The 14,684-nt window shown below is 64.0% G+C and carries 15 protein-coding genes and 2 pseudogenes; 6 read left to right on the forward strand and 11 right to left on the reverse strand.

Features of this window, described 5'->3' with window-relative positions; translation table 11 throughout:
• Window positions 1-143: 143 nt before the first annotated feature.
• Window positions 144-497, reverse strand: a pseudogene (locus EOA85_RS11005) (cupin domain-containing protein).
• A gap of 351 nt (window positions 498-848) precedes the next feature.
• On the opposite strand from EOA85_RS11005, the gene EOA85_RS11010 reads away from it, so the two are divergent.
• On the forward strand, window positions 849-1,211 hold the full coding sequence (locus EOA85_RS11010; protein ID WP_029351215.1) for an SPW repeat protein: 363 nt from the start codon (window positions 849-851) through the stop codon (window positions 1,209-1,211).
• Window positions 1,212-1,516: 305 nt separating this feature from the next.
• Window positions 1,517-3,481 (forward strand): acyltransferase family protein, encoded by a 1,965-nt coding sequence (locus EOA85_RS11015; RefSeq protein WP_127209431.1) that lies wholly within the window; start codon window positions 1,517-1,519, stop codon window positions 3,479-3,481.
• A gap of 29 nt (window positions 3,482-3,510) precedes the next feature.
• On the opposite strand, the gene EOA85_RS11020 is transcribed toward EOA85_RS11015, so the two are convergent.
• The 5 genes from EOA85_RS11020 to msuE are packed head-to-tail and all read right to left on the reverse strand — an operon-like array spanning window position 3,511 to window position 8,188.
• Window positions 3,511-4,272, reverse strand: a complete 762-nt coding sequence (locus tag EOA85_RS11020) for an ABC transporter ATP-binding protein (RefSeq protein WP_065008648.1) — start codon at window positions 4,270-4,272, stop codon at window positions 3,511-3,513.
• Window positions 4,273-4,288: 16 nt separating this feature from the next.
• Complete coding sequence (locus EOA85_RS11025) at window positions 4,289-5,287, reverse strand: ABC transporter substrate-binding protein (RefSeq protein ID WP_127209432.1); 999 nt, start codon at window positions 5,285-5,287, stop codon at window positions 4,289-4,291.
• A gap of 57 nt (window positions 5,288-5,344) precedes the next feature.
• On the reverse strand, window positions 5,345-6,193 hold the full coding sequence (locus tag EOA85_RS11030) for an ABC transporter permease (RefSeq protein WP_127209433.1): 849 nt from the start codon (window positions 6,191-6,193) through the stop codon (window positions 5,345-5,347).
• Window positions 6,194-6,219: 26 nt separating this feature from the next.
• The gene (locus EOA85_RS11035) at window positions 6,220-7,584 is read right to left on the reverse strand and encodes an LLM class flavin-dependent oxidoreductase (RefSeq protein WP_127209434.1); all 1,365 of its coding nucleotides are present in this window, start codon (window positions 7,582-7,584) and stop codon (window positions 6,220-6,222) included.
• Between the two features lie 52 nt (window positions 7,585-7,636).
• Window positions 7,637-8,188, reverse strand: coding sequence for an FMN reductase (gene msuE / locus EOA85_RS11040; RefSeq protein ID WP_127209435.1), 552 nt, complete (start codon window positions 8,186-8,188; stop codon window positions 7,637-7,639).
• Between the two features lie 229 nt (window positions 8,189-8,417).
• On the opposite strand from msuE, the gene EOA85_RS11045 reads away from it, so the two are divergent.
• Both EOA85_RS11045 and EOA85_RS11055 read left to right on the forward strand, forming a co-directional pair.
• Window positions 8,418-9,014: a DUF922 domain-containing protein gene (locus EOA85_RS11045; RefSeq protein ID WP_065008643.1), complete on the forward strand. Its 597-nt coding sequence runs from the start codon at window positions 8,418-8,420 to the stop codon at window positions 9,012-9,014.
• Between the two features lie 315 nt (window positions 9,015-9,329).
• A pseudogene (locus EOA85_RS11055) lies at window positions 9,330-9,642 on the forward strand (endonuclease domain-containing protein).
• A gap of 51 nt (window positions 9,643-9,693) precedes the next feature.
• Here EOA85_RS11055 and epmA read toward each other — a convergent pair.
• Complete coding sequence (gene epmA, locus EOA85_RS11060) at window positions 9,694-10,740, reverse strand: EF-P lysine aminoacylase EpmA (protein WP_065008642.1); 1,047 nt, start codon at window positions 10,738-10,740, stop codon at window positions 9,694-9,696.
• A 129-nt stretch (window positions 10,741-10,869) separates the two neighbouring features.
• Between epmA and efp the strand changes: the two genes are divergently transcribed.
• Entirely contained in the window at window positions 10,870-11,436 is a 567-nt protein-coding gene (gene efp, locus EOA85_RS11065) for an elongation factor P (protein WP_065008677.1), read from the forward strand.
• Window positions 11,437-12,040: 604 nt separating this feature from the next.
• On the opposite strand, the gene EOA85_RS11070 is transcribed toward efp, so the two are convergent.
• The 4 genes from EOA85_RS11070 to EOA85_RS11085 form a co-directional block, all read right to left on the reverse strand.
• A complete protein-coding gene (locus tag EOA85_RS11070; protein ID WP_127209436.1) occupies window positions 12,041-12,307 on the reverse strand; it encodes a hypothetical protein in 267 nt (88 codons plus the stop codon).
• Window positions 12,308-12,443: 136 nt separating this feature from the next.
• Window positions 12,444-13,052, reverse strand: coding sequence for a DUF6456 domain-containing protein (locus EOA85_RS11075; protein ID WP_127209437.1), 609 nt, complete (start codon window positions 13,050-13,052; stop codon window positions 12,444-12,446).
• A gap of 85 nt (window positions 13,053-13,137) precedes the next feature.
• Window positions 13,138-13,527, reverse strand: a complete 390-nt coding sequence (locus EOA85_RS11080) for a hypothetical protein (protein WP_348627890.1) — start codon at window positions 13,525-13,527, stop codon at window positions 13,138-13,140.
• Window positions 13,528-13,599: 72 nt separating this feature from the next.
• Complete coding sequence (locus EOA85_RS11085; protein WP_245485678.1) at window positions 13,600-13,887, reverse strand: hypothetical protein; 288 nt, start codon at window positions 13,885-13,887, stop codon at window positions 13,600-13,602.
• An 88-nt stretch (window positions 13,888-13,975) separates the two neighbouring features.
• On the opposite strand from EOA85_RS11085, the gene EOA85_RS11090 reads away from it, so the two are divergent.
• Entirely contained in the window at window positions 13,976-14,680 is a 705-nt protein-coding gene (locus EOA85_RS11090; RefSeq protein ID WP_065008676.1) for a helix-turn-helix transcriptional regulator, read from the forward strand.
• Window positions 14,681-14,684: the final 4 nt, after the last annotated feature.

Consider the following 14,684-nt stretch of genomic DNA (forward strand, 5'->3'; position numbering starts at 1 on the left):
CCCTAATGGAGGGACTCTATCCTTTTATTTCGACCGCACCACGCTTGTGGTGGCCGGGATCGACAGGCCCTGGGGATCGACAGGCCCCGGGATCAATAGACTTGGCGGCGGCGCGCCAAGCCGCGATAGGTTCGCCTCCGGCCTCAGCCGACCCTGACGACGAAATGCTTCGTCACCGGCTCGATGATCTTCCACGTTTCCTTGAAATCGGCCTCGACCACGAAGGCATCGCCGGGACCGACTTCGACGGGCGCGCCGCCATCGGGCGTGATGACGATGTGGCCTGATATCATGTGCACGAATTCATAGTCGCTGTAGGTCGCGTGATAGGTGCCGGGAGTAGCCTGCCATGTTCCCGACATGACCTTGTCGTCCTCTGTGGTGTGCTGGACGGCGGTCTTCATGGTTGGGTTGCCGTCGACCACGACCCAGCCCGCGAGATCGCCCGCCTAGGCGTTTTCGACTGCGCCGAATTTGAGGATGGTCTTCTCTGTCATGGTCGGGCTCCGTTTGGAACTGTGCCGGCATTGGCTGCCGGTCAATAGCCGAAGCACCTGACATGAGCAACGTGGGCCCGCCCCATTATCAGCAGCAATGGCACGGTTGCCACGTGCCGCTACGCTTGACGTTGCCCTCATCCTCCCGAGCAGCCGAAGCCTCCGGGAACCGGCGCTTCTGAATTGCGCAGGCGGATGGCAGACGCGGCGTCGCCGCGGTACGGAACCGACGCCAGGGCCGGCCGTCCGGGGCCACTCCTTGAAAGCCGTCGAAAGTACGATATATCAATGACTAAGCGTGCGTTGCACGCGACGTAGTGCTTTGGTCAAGCTTCATCTGTGGAGGTTGTCATGGCAAACAATCTGATGGAAGGAAAGAAGGCCCAGGATTGGATCAATCTGATCCTTGCGGCATGCCTGTTCATCTCACCTTGGGTCATCGGCTTCGCTGCTGAAACCGCTCCTGCGTGGAACGCCTGGATTGCCGCAGTCGTGCTCGGCGCCCTGGCTCTCGCGGCGCTTTCGGTATTCGCCGAATGGGAAGAGTGGGTGAACCTTGTCGTCGGGCTCTGGCTGATCGCCTCGCCCTGGCTGCTCGGCTTCGTGGCGAACGCCAACGCGATGGCGACCCATGTTGTCCTCGGCGTGCTGGTGGTTGCGGCATCGGCCTGGGCAGTCTGGGACTCTCGTCATCATCCGCCAGCGCATGCGTGATTGGTGACGACCAGGGGAGGAGCCCGGCGCGCGAGCGGCGAGCTCCTTCTAAGCCTGAGATCGGTACGCGGGCCCGCTAGCCGGGCCATTGTCTTCCTTGTGCTCGAAAAACACCCCGCCGCGCCGGGTGCATATGGCAGCGTCGCCGCGGCGCTTCCTGGTCTAGCCGCCGACGAGCACACCCCCTGCACTCCGCCAACTCCACATATGTTGCACTGCGTTAGATTTGTTGCATTGCAATATCGGTGCATCGCGTCGAGCCTTCGCAACGGGTGGCTTTTTCAACGACCACACGAGGTTTTGCCGTGTCAGCATCGTTTCGGCCTGATATCGAAGGGCTGCGTGCACTGGCGGTGTCGGGCGTCGTCGCGTTCCATTTCGGTCTGTCGGACCTGCCGGGCGGCTTCACCGGCGTCGACATCTTCTTCGTCATCTCCGGCTATCTGATCACCGGCCAGCTGCTGCGGGAAATGGCCGAGGACGGCAGGCTGAACCTGTGGCGGTTCTACGCAAGGCGCGCCCGGCGACTGCTGCCGGCCTCGCTGTTCGTCATCTTCGCCACGCTTGTCGCGGGTTACTTCATCCTGTCGCCGGACGAACAGGCGCTCTATTCGAAAGGCGCCATGTTCGCCTCGGCCTATGCGATCAATTTATGGCTGATCCGCTGGTCGTTCGACTATTTCGCCCCCGATGCGGCGAACAACCCCTTCATCCACTTCTGGTCGCTCTCCGTCGAGGAGCAGTTCTACCTCGTATGGCCGGCACTGCTTCTGCTGGCCGCATGGCTGCGCCCGGGCAAGTGCACGGCGATCCTGGTGATTGGCCTCGCCGCCGCGGTGTCGTTCGCCGTCTGCGCCTGGCTCACCACCGTGGCGCAGCCCTGGGCCTTCTATTTCTCGCCGCTCAGGGCCTGGGAATTCGCCGCCGGCGGCCTGGCGACGATGGCGCCGGCAAAATTCTGGCGCGAGCGCCCGCAACTGGGCGCAGCACTGGCATGGCTTGGCCTGGCGCTGATCGCCGGGGCCTATCTGACCTTCAGCGAACAAGCCACCCCCTTCCCCGGCGTCGCGGCGGTCGTGCCGGTGGCCGGCACCGTGCTGCTGCTGCTCAGCGGCTCCGGCAATGTCCAAAGAGGGCCTAGCGCCATGCTGGCGCTGCCGCCCTTGCAATGGGTGGGGAAACTTTCCTACTCGCTTTATCTCTGGCACTGGCCGGTCATCGTCTATGCGACGATGATGGTTCCCGACCTCTCCTGGCCCGGGCGGCTTGCCTGCGCAGCATTGACGCTGGCTCTGTCGATCTTCACCTATAGTTTCATCGAGAACCCGATCCGCCGCAACGTCTGGCTGATGGCGAACGCGGCGCGCGCGCTTATTCCCGCCGCAATGCTGACCGGCGCCGGCGTGGTGGTAACTTACGCCAATGCGCGCCTTGCCGTGCACGATCTCGACCCCTCACAACGCATCATTGCCGAAACTACCGCACAGCCCTCCACCGCGCGCGCCAAGGACGGCTGCGTTCTCGACTACGAAACCGTCACGCCGAAGCCCTGTGTGTTCGGCGCCAAGAATGCCGAGCACTCGATCGCGCTGTTCGGCGATTCGCATGCCGACCACTGGTCGACGCCGCTGATCGAGGCGGCGAAGAAGAACAACTACAAGGTCGTCACCTGGCTCAAATCCGCCTGCCGGGCGTCGCGGCTGACGGTCTGGAGCTCGAAGCTGAAGCGCGACTACACCGAGTGCGATCGATGGCGCGAGCAATCGATCAAGGAGATCATCGCCCTGCGCCCGAGCCTGGTGGTGATGTCGGAGATCTCGCTGACCAGCTCGCGCAAATTGTCGCCCGACGTGAAGGTATCCGAAAGCCAGGACCGGGACTGGCAGGCCGGCCTGCGTGCAACGCTGGAAGCGTTCAGCCAGGCCGGGCTGAAAGTCGCCTTCATCCGCGATGTCCCGTTCAACGGCATGTTCGCCGACACGTGCGTGGCCCGCGCGCTGTGGCGGGGACAGACGCCGTCGGTATGTGATGCGCCGCGAACCGACGCCGCCAACGACGCCGTGGCCGCGGTGGAGCGCGACATCGTGCGCACCGTCCCCAACGCGACCTATATCGACATGACCGACCGGTTCTGCGACGCCAAGACCTGCCATGTCTTCATCGACGGCAAGCTGGCCTACCGCGATCGCCACCACTTGGCGACGCCCTTTGCGCAAACGCTGGAGCCTCCCGTCGAGCGCGCGCTGTTTTCGTCGGGGGCGGCGAAATAAGGCAGCGCAAGACGCGCTGTCACCGCGTCTCAGTGCAAGCCAAACTCGCGCAGCAGTTCTTCGCGATAGCGCACGAACCGGCCTTCGCTGCGATCGCGGGGGCGCGGCAGTTCAACCTCGACCAGCCGCGCTGTGCCGCCCTTCTCCCTGGGCAGGATCAGCACCCTGTCCGCGAGATAGATCGCTTCTTCCAGATCATGGGTGACCATGACCATGGTGACGTTCTCCTCGCTCCAGATGCGCGCCAGTTCCTCTTGCATGCCGATCTTGGTCATGGCGTCGAGCGCGCCCAGCGGCTCATCGAGCAGCAGGATTTCAGGCTGCACGGTCAAGGCCCGGGCGATGCCGACGCGCTGCGCCATGCCGCCCGAAAGCTGCCTGGGATAGGCATCGCTGAATTCGGCCAGACCAACGAGCTCGGTATAGAAGCGGGCCTTGTCCTCGGCCTCCGCCTTGGGCACGCCCCGCACTTCGAGGCCAAAGGCGACGTTGCCGAGTACCGTCAGCCAGGGCAGCAGGCGCGGTTCCTGGAAAATCACCGCGCGTTCAGCGCCGACGCCATGGACCGGCTTGCCGTCGATCGCGACACCGCCGCTGTCGGAGGCCTCCAGCCCGGCAAGAATGCGCAGCAGCGTGGTCTTGCCCGATCCGCTGGCGCCGACAATGACGAGACATTCGCCGGAGCGGATATCGAGGTTGAGAGCCCTCAGCACGGCAAGCGGACGCCCGCCGAGGCTGAAGGATTTGGACAGGTCGCGGATCGTGACCTCGCCGCCGCTTGTGGTGGCCATGGCGCCCGTCTCCCGGTCAGTTGGTTTTCGTTTCGCCGCGCCGGTAAAGGATATCAGCGGCTTTCAGCCTGCCCTTGGGCAGGCGGCCGTCGCGCTCGAGCACGCTGACCCAGAAGTCGATGTCGCGGTCGTCAGCCTTGGCCCCTTCACGCAGGCCGAAGCCGGTCCAGTAGCGTGCCAGCTCGCCATTTTCGCCGCGCTTGTCGAGGATGTCCGCGAGCACCTTGCGCGCCTCGTCCGGGTTCTGGCGCGACCAGTCGGCGGCGCGGGCCGACTGTTCGACGAAATTGCGGGCGCCATCCGGATGCGCCGTGATGAAGTCGCGCCGCAGGACGGTGAAGCCGCCGGCCAGTTCGCCCAGCACGTCGGTGTCGTTGAACACACCCCGCACGCCGCCCTTGTCCACCAGCGCGCCGGCAAACGTCGCCTGCCAATAGCCCAGTGCCGCGATATCGACTTGGCGCGACCGCAGGGTCTGTTCAAGCTGCGGCCCGGGCACCACGACGAGCTTGGCCGCATCCGGCGGCAGGCCGACCCCGTGCAGCGCCTCGCGCACGGTGTAGTCGAGATGGGCACCAAGCGTATTGACCGCAATGGTCTTGCCGGCGACGTCGGCAATCGATTTGATCGGACTGTCTTCCAGCACGTAGAAGACGCTGTGCACTTGCCTGTTGATGCCGTTGCTTGGATAGGCGGCGACGAAGTCGTTGCCTCCGGAGATCGAATTGATCACCGCAGCGGTTGCGGCCGAGCCGAGATCGACGCTGCCGGAGGCGAGCGCGAACAGCGATTCCGGGCCGCCGCCCGAGTAGCCGACATTCTCCAGCTTGACGCCGAGGTCGTTGAAATAGCCGAGCTCGTCCGCCAGCTCATGCGGCGAGATGCTGCCGCGGCTGGCGAGGTAGCGAAACGTGACCGGCGCAGCTTGCGCAGCGGCAAAGCGAGGCAGGCCGGTGGCGATGACGCCGGCGACAAAGGGAGCGCCCGCAAGCAGGGAACGGCGAGTGATTGGCATGGTCCGGTCTTTCCTGTTGGAGGATGGTGCCTGTTGGAGAGGATGGTGAAAGGCTGGTCAGTCGATGGGATTGCTCCAGCGGCAGAGCCGCCGCTGAAGGCTAACCAGCGCCTGGTTGGCGATCAGGCCGAGGCCGGCGAGGATGACGATCGCCGCAAACATCAGCGGGATCTGGAAGTTGTACTGCGCGTTCATCACCTGGAAGCCGATGCCCCTGTTGGCGCCGATCATTTCGGAGGCGATCAGCAGCAAGAGCGCCGTGGTCGCACTCAGCCTTAAGCCCACGAAGATCGACGGGACGGCCCCCGGAAGCACGACCCGGCGAAACGCGGTGAGCCGCGTGGCGCCATAGACCCGGGCCATTTCGAGCAGTTTCGGATCGACTTGCTTGACGCCGCTGATGGTGTTGAGCAGCAGCGGAAACAGCGTCGCCCAGAAGATGACGAAGACCTTTGAGGCCTCCCCCAGCCCGAGCAGCAGGATGAACACCGGGTAGAGGGCCAGCGCAGAAGTCTGTCGAAAAACCTGCAGGATCGGATCAAGCGCGGTTTCGACGGCGCGCACCTGGCCCATGAACAGACCGAGCGGGATGGCAACCGCCACCGCCGCTGCGAAGGCGAGGCCGGCGCGCTGCAGGCTGATGGCGATGTCGCCAAGCAAGGTGCCGCCGACCAGACCATTCCACAATGCGGAGACGATCGTGTCGATCGGCGGCAGCACCGCGGCGTTGACCCATCCCGCGCTGCTCGAGACCTGCCAGATCGCGAGGAAGGCCATCAGGATGCCGTAACGGGACAGGAAGCGGACGACAGCCCGGTTGGCCAGGCGCGGAAGATCGGCGCCGAGGCTAGTTCTGCCGTCATGTGCGGCGATCGTGACCGGCCGCTCGATGTGTTGCAAACTCATCGTCTTGCCCTTTGCTCTAAGAGAATCTATTCGGCGGCCAGCACCTTCGAGCGGGCGGCGGTCCAGGGGTTTTCCGGCCGCCTGAGGCCGAGATTCTCGCGCAGCGTCCTGCCTTCGTAGGCGGTGCGGAACAGGCCGCGGCGCTGCAGCTCGGGGATCACCAGGTCGACGAAGTCGTCGAGCGCGCCGGGCAACCAGGGCGGCAGGATGTTGAAGCCGTCGGCGGCCTCGCTGCCGAACCATTCCTCCAGCTGATCGGCGACCTGCACCGCGCTGCCGATGACAGTGTAGTGGCCGCGGGCCGTCGCCACCCACTGGTAGAGCTGGCGGATGGTGAAGTTGTGCTCGTCGGCGATCTGGCGGATCAGCGCCTGGCGGCTCTTCATGCCTTCGGTTTCCTTGCTCGGCGGCAGCGGTCCGTCGAGCGGATAACCCCTGATGTCGAGCGTCTGGCCGGCCAACCCGTTGAGCAGGGCCACGCCATCTTCGGGCAGGATCAGATCGTTCAGCTGCTGGTATTTGGCGCGGGCTTCCTCTTCGGTGCGGCCGACGAAGGGTGCCACGCCCGGCATGATCAGCACCTGTCCGGGATTGCGGCCGGCAGCCTTCACGCGCGCCTTGAGGTCGCGGTAGAATTCTTGCGCCGAGGCTAGATTCTGATGGGCGGTGAAGATGACTTCAGCCGATTGGGCGGCGAGCTTGCGGCCGCCCTCCGACTGCCCGGCCTGCACCACCACCGGGTGGCCCTGCACCGGGCGCGGCACATTGAGCGGACCTTTGACGCTGAAATGCGGGCCCTTATGGTCGATGTCGTGAAGCTTGTCCTTATCGTAGAAGCGCCCCGACTTCTTGTCGCGGATGAAGGCATCATCTTCCCAGCTATCCCACAGCGCCTTGACCGTCTCGACATGCTCATGCGCGCGGGCATAGCGCTCGGCGTGGGCAGGCTGCGTCTCGCGATTGAAATTACGCGCGGTTTCGTCGCCCGCCGAGGTCACGACATTCCAGCCGGCCCGGCCATTCGACAGAAGATCGAGCGAGGCGAACTTGCGGGCGAGCGTATACGGCTCCTCATAGGTGGTGGAGGCGGTGGCGATGAAGCCCAGATGTGTGGTGAGCGGCGCCAATGCGGCAAACAGCGTCACCGGCTCGAACCCGGCGATCTTTGCATTGCCGCCTTCGCGGGCGCCGAGGCCGACGGTCAGATTGTCGGCGAGGAAATAGGCATCGAACAGGCCGCGCTCGGCGGTAAGCGCGAGCTGCCTGTGGAACTCGAAATTCGTCGCGCCGTCGGCCGGCGCGTCAGGGTGGCGCCAGGCTGCGATATGCTGTCCGCCACCGGGCAGGAAAGCACCAAGCTTGATCTGCCTGGACTTGCTGGGTCTGGTCATTGCGGGTTCCTTCTGACTGTGCGGAAAGGGATTGAGGGTCACTGGCCGGTGTTCAAGCGGCAAGACCGACGCTGCGTGGCACCGCCCGGCAAGCTTCGGCGACCGCTTGCCTGGCGCGAGCATGGATGGCTTCGGACACCAGCACGCCGTTGGCGAAGTCCTTGTCGGAGGCGTAAATCGCGGTCGGCAGGGTCAGCGCCTCGAAGAAGCCGAACAGCGGCCGCAGCTGATGTTCGACCACCAGCGAATGACGATCGCCGCCGCCCGTCGCAGCAAGGATGACCGGCTTTCCCCTCAGGGATGACGGGTCGAGCAGGTCGAAGAAATGCTTGAACAGCCCGGTGTAGCTGCCTTTGAAGGTCGGCGAGCCAACCACCAGGACATCGGCCCCCAGCAATCGCTCGATGATGTTTCTGGCCAACGGATCCAGATCGCCAATGCGCTTTGCCAGCGGGAAGGACTGACCGAGATCCTCTAGGTCGAAAACGGTCGAGGCTGCACCGGTGCTGCTCGCCACCTCCGCGACGATGTGGCTGATAAACGCCTTGGTCTTCGACGGACGGGTCAGGTTGCCTGACAGCCCCACCACCAGCTTTTTCGACATTTGGGCTCCTCGCAAAGCGCTTGTGTGGCTTCACTTTAGTAAGTTGATAGAGATTAGTGAGAAAGAAGATTTCAAAACGGGCCCGCCAAGCGGATTGAGTTTGCGGCGCCGTCGATTGGTTCTTTCGACGCGAATGCGAACGCCGAGTTTGGCAAGGGCGCCTTGACCGCATTCCTGCCACGCGTTGATGATCTCAAGCGCACCAAAGCCATCGGCCCGGGGGATTCGCATGAAAACAGTCGTTCTGAAGTCTCTGCTCCTGGCCTGTTTGCTGGCATCGCCGGCGCAGGCGGGATGGAAGCCGGTCGAGAAGGTCGAGACCTACGCCGTTTCAGGGCAGACCGGTCCCCAGCTCCATGCCTCGATGGGCGAGCGGGGGCCGATGATCGGCAAAAGCAAGGTCCGCGCCATGGCCTACACCAATTTCAAGCTGACCTGGGTCAGGGACTATCAGCGACAAGGCAATGCCTGCGTGCTGGTATCGGCGCGGCCGAAGCTCATCATAACCTACACCTTGCCCAAAACGTCCGGGCCGGTGCCGGCCGCCGTGCAGAAAAGTTGGGACGTTTTTGCCGCCGGCCTCGCCGCCCACGAAAAGGTGCATGGCGACATCATCGTCGATATGGTCCGCAAGATCGAGACGGCCACCATCGGCCTGTCCGTCCCCGACGATCCCGGGTGCGAAAAGATCAGGACCGAAATGACCAGGCGGCTCGCCGAACTCTCCCAGGCACAGCGGCAGGCAAGCCGCGATTTCGACCGGGTAGAATTCGCCCCGCGCGGCAATCTGCAGCAGCTCATCGTCGCTTTGCTAATGGGGCGGTAGGAAATGTGAAGTCCCACCGGGAGGAGAAGCAGTGAGCATGGAGCTCGAAATCAAGGCAAGGTTGGCGGGACAGCGCCCCCTCTGGTCCTGCCGGACATCTCCCCATTGGTGGGAGATCGGCCGTCATCTTTGATTTCGCCAATCGCCAACCTCGTAAAAGAGGCGCTGTCGGCGGAACTGCCAATCTCCCCACTTTTGGGGGAGATGTCCGGCAGGACAGAGGGGCGCGCCGTAGAGCGCCAATCTCAAAAGCAACCGAGCACTGACAATCCCTCACACGCGGTTGCCCCACGAAATCGCGCCAATGCCAAGTCGATGCGCAAAGTCATGACCGACGCCGAATTGAAGCTCTGGAATGAGCTTCGCGCCCATCAGCTGATGGGCTCGGGTTCCGGAGACAATTTCCGATCGCTGGTTACATCGTCGACTTTGCTTGCCCGGAAAAGGAACTTGTCGTCGAAGTCGATGGTTCGCAGCATGCCGATGCCAATGAAGGCGATGAGGCGAGGACAAAGCGTCTGGAACAAGATGGCTGGACCATCCTGCGCTTCTGGAACGATGACGTCATTCTGACATTGACAACGTCTGCCAGCATATCGTCATCGAGGCCGGGCTGGACAGGCGCTGATCTTTGCCTTTGGCGTAGCGGCAGAGTCCCCCTCAGCCAATTCGCCTCGCCTCACAAACCCGCCATCGGCGTCCACATCACATCCTCGACCCGCATCGCCCCCGTCGCCAGCATCACCAGCCGGTCGAAGCCGAGTGCGGCGCCGCTTGCCTGCGGCATGATGGCGAGTGCGGAGAGGAAATCCTCGTCGATCGGATAGCGTTCGCCATAGACGCGCTCCTTCTCGTCCATCTCGATGGTGAAGCGCCGGCGCTGCTCGGCGGCGTCGGTCAGTTCGCCGAAGGCGTTGGCCAACTCGACGCCGCAGCAATAGAGCTCGAAGCGCTCGGCGGTCCTCGCATCATCCGCACTCGGCCGGGCAAGTGCTGCCTCCGAAATCGGATAGCCGTAAAGGATGGTGGCGCACCCCCGCCCCAGCATCGGCTCGATCTTTTCCACCATTACCCGGCTGAACAGATCGGCCCAATTGTCGTCCGGTGCGGTGCGTAGGCCCACCGCAACCAGCGCCGTGTACAACGCCTCACGATCAGTGCTGCCGTCGGCGGCGACCGTGGCCAGCAGGTCGATGCCGGCATAGCGCGCAAAAGCCTCGGCGACGCTCAACCGTTCCGGCTCGGCGAACGGATCGGCCTCGCGGCCGCGAAAGGAGAAACGCTTTGTGCCGGCCCGCTCGGCGGCCAGCGCGACAAGCCCGGCGCAATCCTCCATCAGGCGCTCATAGGTTTCATCAGCCCGGTACCATTCGAGCATTGTGAAGGACGGATGGTGCAAGGGGCCGCGCTCGCGGTTGCGATAGACGGCGCTCAGGCTGAAGATGCGCTTCTCGCCGGCGGTGAGCAGCTTCTTGCAGGCGAATTCCGGCGATGTGTGCAAATAGAGCGGCTGATGCTGCCCGTCGGGGCCGATCGCATCGGTGGCGAAGGCCGACAGATGCGCCTCGTTGCCGGGCGAGATTTGCAGCGCCGCCGTCTCCACCTCGACGAAGTCGCGGCGGGCAAACCAGTCGCGCAGGGCCGCAGTGATGGCATTGCGCAGGATCAGCCGCGGCCGGCGGTCGGCGTGAACATCAGGCGTCCACCAGGGCGAGGCGGCGGTCATGACAGAAGGATTCGCATCGAGGACTGGCGATTGCAGCCAAGATGCGCTAGGCCGCACCGGACGGCTCCCGCAGCCGATTTGCGCCAGTCGGCGCTCCCAGGCCAGTCAACACTCTTAGGAATGAAGCCCGTGAAGGTCATCGCCAGTTCCCTACGCAGAGGCAATGTCGTCGAAAAGGACGGCAAGCTCTATGTGATCCTCTTTGCCGAAAACATCCATCCCGGCAAGGGCACGCCGGTGACCCAGCTCGACATGCGCCGCATCTCCGATGGAGTGAAGGTTTCGGAGCGCTACCGCACCACCGAGCAGGTCGAGCGCGCCTATGTCGAGGAGCGCGAGCACACCTTCCTCTACCGCGATGGCGAGGGCTTTCATTTCATGAACCCGGAGAGCTACGACCAGGTCGCGGTGTCAGAAAGCGTGGTCGGCGAGATGGCGCCTTATCTCACGGAAGGCATGGCGGTGCAGATCTCGCAGCACAACGGCATTGCCATCTCGCTGGTGCTGCCGCAGCGCGCCACTTTCGAGGTGGTCGAGACCGAGCCGGTGACCAAGGGCCAGACGGCATCCTCGTCCTACAAGCCGGCGACGCTGTCCAACGGCGTGCGCACGCTGGTACCGCCGCACATCAGCGCCGGCACCCGCGTGGTGGTCATGACGGCCGACGGCGCGTACGTGGAACGCGCGAAGGATTGAGAGGTTGGGCAATGCGCGTCCAAGATGACGCTGTCGCGATGGGCGCCCGTGATGAAATTTGGCGCCAGGCGGGCGACAGGCGTCGCGTGCTGGAAGCCGACTGGACGCGCGGCGGCTAGTAGCGGGAGCAAATCGCGTACACAGCTGCCAGATATGTGAGTGCAATCGTGACGTAGGAGACCGCGAGTTCAGCCGCGATCGAGGAGATTTGAAGCAGCGTCACCTGAAAACCCTTTGTTAACTCTAACTCGCTAATACGCCTTAATCCTGTCTCTTAACAGCCCCAACGTATATGGTGAGCGCTCGCTACGGCGCCTGATCGTCGCAAAATGCTGACGTAGAGGCGCAACCCACGATTGCCCCGTACCACGATGCGGGCCGGGAAGAGCCTTCTTCACTGGACAGTGTAGCGGGGATTCAGCCAAGGATAAGACCCGCTATCAGAACCGTAAGGATCATCGACAGCGGAACGGCAAGAAGGCAGCACGCCTCCAAAGTGTTGATTTGCCAAGAGTTCATCGGGCGCTTCCCAGTTGGATTCCTGTCTAAACGGGCAAACCGGGACGGCAGTTCCACGAAAGATCTCCGGCCTCATCCACGCCGCTCATCGTGCCGATCGGCGCCAACCCTCATTCCCGGTCATCCAGCGAGCGCGCGCCAGATGCGTCGCCCAAGCCCGGAATGCCCGTTCCGGCTCCTGGTTCGGATCAATGTGCAGAACGGTGTAGGCGACCTCACGCCAATCGGCCCCGTCCGCCGAAGCATCGAGCAGCCGGATGTAAGTCAGCATGCAGTACTCGTCATAGGCGGTCAGCACCGAAGACGTCGGCGCCACGTCTGCGAAATGAGGGTCTAGCGGTGGCTTTGGCATTGCGATCTACCAGCAATGGCGCACCGTAACAGGCCGTCGAGAAGCCCGCGCCCTTCAATTGGAGGACGCTGGCGGATCGAGGTTCGCCTCTAGCCTGATCACCCATTGGTTCGGCGTCCCGCCGTCCGTTCGCGCCCTACCCCCGCGGCCGCCGCATCAGCATCATCCCGTAATGCACCGCCAACAAATCCAGCCCGACCTTGAGCAGTTTGGACACAACGTCCCGCGGCTCGCCCGTCTGTTCGGCGAGGCTCTTCACCGTTTCGCCATGGCAGCAGACTTTTTGCACCACGCCTGACACCTCCCAATGCGAAAGCGCGCTGGTGGCGTCGGCATAGGCGCGGCCGGCCGACAGGATGCGGTCGGCAACGCCGCCGCCGATGCGGCCGCCGTCGACGCGCTCCGTCAGCGCCATCGGCTTGACACCGTCCTGTGCCGAGACGCGAAAATCCTCACGGTAGCGCATACCCGCCTCGCGCTGCTGGCGCGACAGCGAGGTGATGCCGGTCAGCGGGTCGACGTTGCGCACCCGCACGATGCCGCCGGTCGAGGTGTGGCCGTCATTGGAAACCTCAAAAATGCGCCTCGCCTCCAGCGTGCCGGTCGCCAGCCGCTTGCGGCCGAGGGCGTCGTCCTTCAGCGCGAAATCATGACCGACCTCCTTGCGGATGCGCACCTGCTCGGCCTCGCCCTTTGCCAGTTTGGGCGCCTTCGGCGCCTTGACCTTGGCGGTCTTCTTGCTCATGGACAGTCTCCTCGTTTGATTGGCTGCCTTCGCAGAACCTGGGGTCCTCGCCCCACGTAGCGGGGCGAGGAACGCAAGACCCAGTTCACGCCGCATCCGCCAGAGCCGAAGGGCGATGGTCGCAGAAGCGCGCCGCGTGATAGGCGCAGTAGCTTTTCAGCGGTCGCGTGCGCAGACCGCAGCACAGCATGTCCAGTGCCGGCCGGCTGCCGGGCGCGTCGTTCTCGGGATCTTCCTCCAGCGTCAGATCGAGCGGTGCGCGGCAGCGGTTGAACAGGCAGTCGATGAAGCGCATGGCCGCGACGTGCGGATGGCGCCCGGCGGCAACCGGGCGCGGCGCCGGCAGCTTGAAGGCCTCGCCGTCGGGCCCGTGGATCTCGCGCACGGTCTGGCGCTGCGGCAGCCAGACCGGCGGCGCCAGCCTGGCCGGCGTGCGGGCGATGCTTTGCAATTCTGTGTCGGTACAGGCGGGCATGGTGTTCTTCCATTGAAAGGGTTGCGTAGATGCCGAAGCTGCCCCTCTCCCCGTTCACAGGGAGAAGGGAGATCACCACCGGCGGCCAAGCTTCGCCTCGGCCGCCTCGCGGGTGGCGCCGGAAACCGCCCTGCCCGTGCGCCGGTCGAAGACAATGACCGTGCCATCCTCGGTGCGGATGCGCGAAAGGCCGGCGCGGCACTCGCGTAAGTTCGTGGCCGGAGCCGTGAGGGGAACGGCTCCGGCCGTTCCGGTCGCCTGCGATGACGGCAGGGCGACCGGAGCCGAGGCGCTGGCCTCGGGCTTCGTCCCGGTCGGGGAGGAGGACAGCCGGGACGGATGGAAAACGAGATGGGGCAACGAGGCTTGTGCATGGCTGCATATAAGCATAACTCAAATAGTTATGCAAGGCATTCTTTCATGGACGAAACCGATTCTTATGTTTCAGATGGCCGCCATGGCGAAAACCTCATTGTCGATCAAGGTCGGAGCGGCGATCCGCAAGGCGCGCAAGCAGCGTGGCCTGGTGATGCGCCACATTGCCGAGCACAACGACACCGATGTCGCCGCCGTCGGCAATTGGGAAACCGGCCGCAACCTGCCAAAAACCGAGAACCTTTTGAAGACCGCCGCCTTCCTGCGCGTCGACCCGGTGGCGCTCGGCAAGGGCGAGGTCGTCTTCCTCGACGACGCCGACAATGTCGCCGACGCAGAGATCGTCACCGACGCCGCCCCTTTGCCCGCCGGCCCTATGGACATCGAGCTTCTGGGTGCTGCGGTTGGCGGCGACGACGGCGACTTCACCTTCAACGGCGAGGTCGCCGGCTACGTCCAGCGCCCGCCCGGCATCGCCCATCTGCGCAAGGTGTTTGCGCTGCATGTGCTCTCCGACTCGATGGTGCCGCGCTACGAGCCCGGCGAGATGCTTTATTGCGGCGGCCGCGACGCCGTGCCAGGCGACCATGTGGTGATCGAGATGTTCCCCGAAGAAAACGAACGCAACGGTAAGGCCTTCATCAAGAAGCTTGTCAAGCGCACCGCTGCCGAGCTGGTCGTCGAGCAGTACAATCCGCCGAAGACGCTGACCTTCAACCGCTACGCGATCAAGGCCGTCTTCCGCGTCATCCCGCTCAAGGAACTGCTGGGGTATTAGGGGT

The organism is Mesorhizobium sp. M5C.F.Ca.IN.020.29.1.1, assembly GCF_003997375.1.
Lineage (GTDB): Bacteria > Pseudomonadota > Alphaproteobacteria > Rhizobiales > Rhizobiaceae > Mesorhizobium > Mesorhizobium wenxiniae.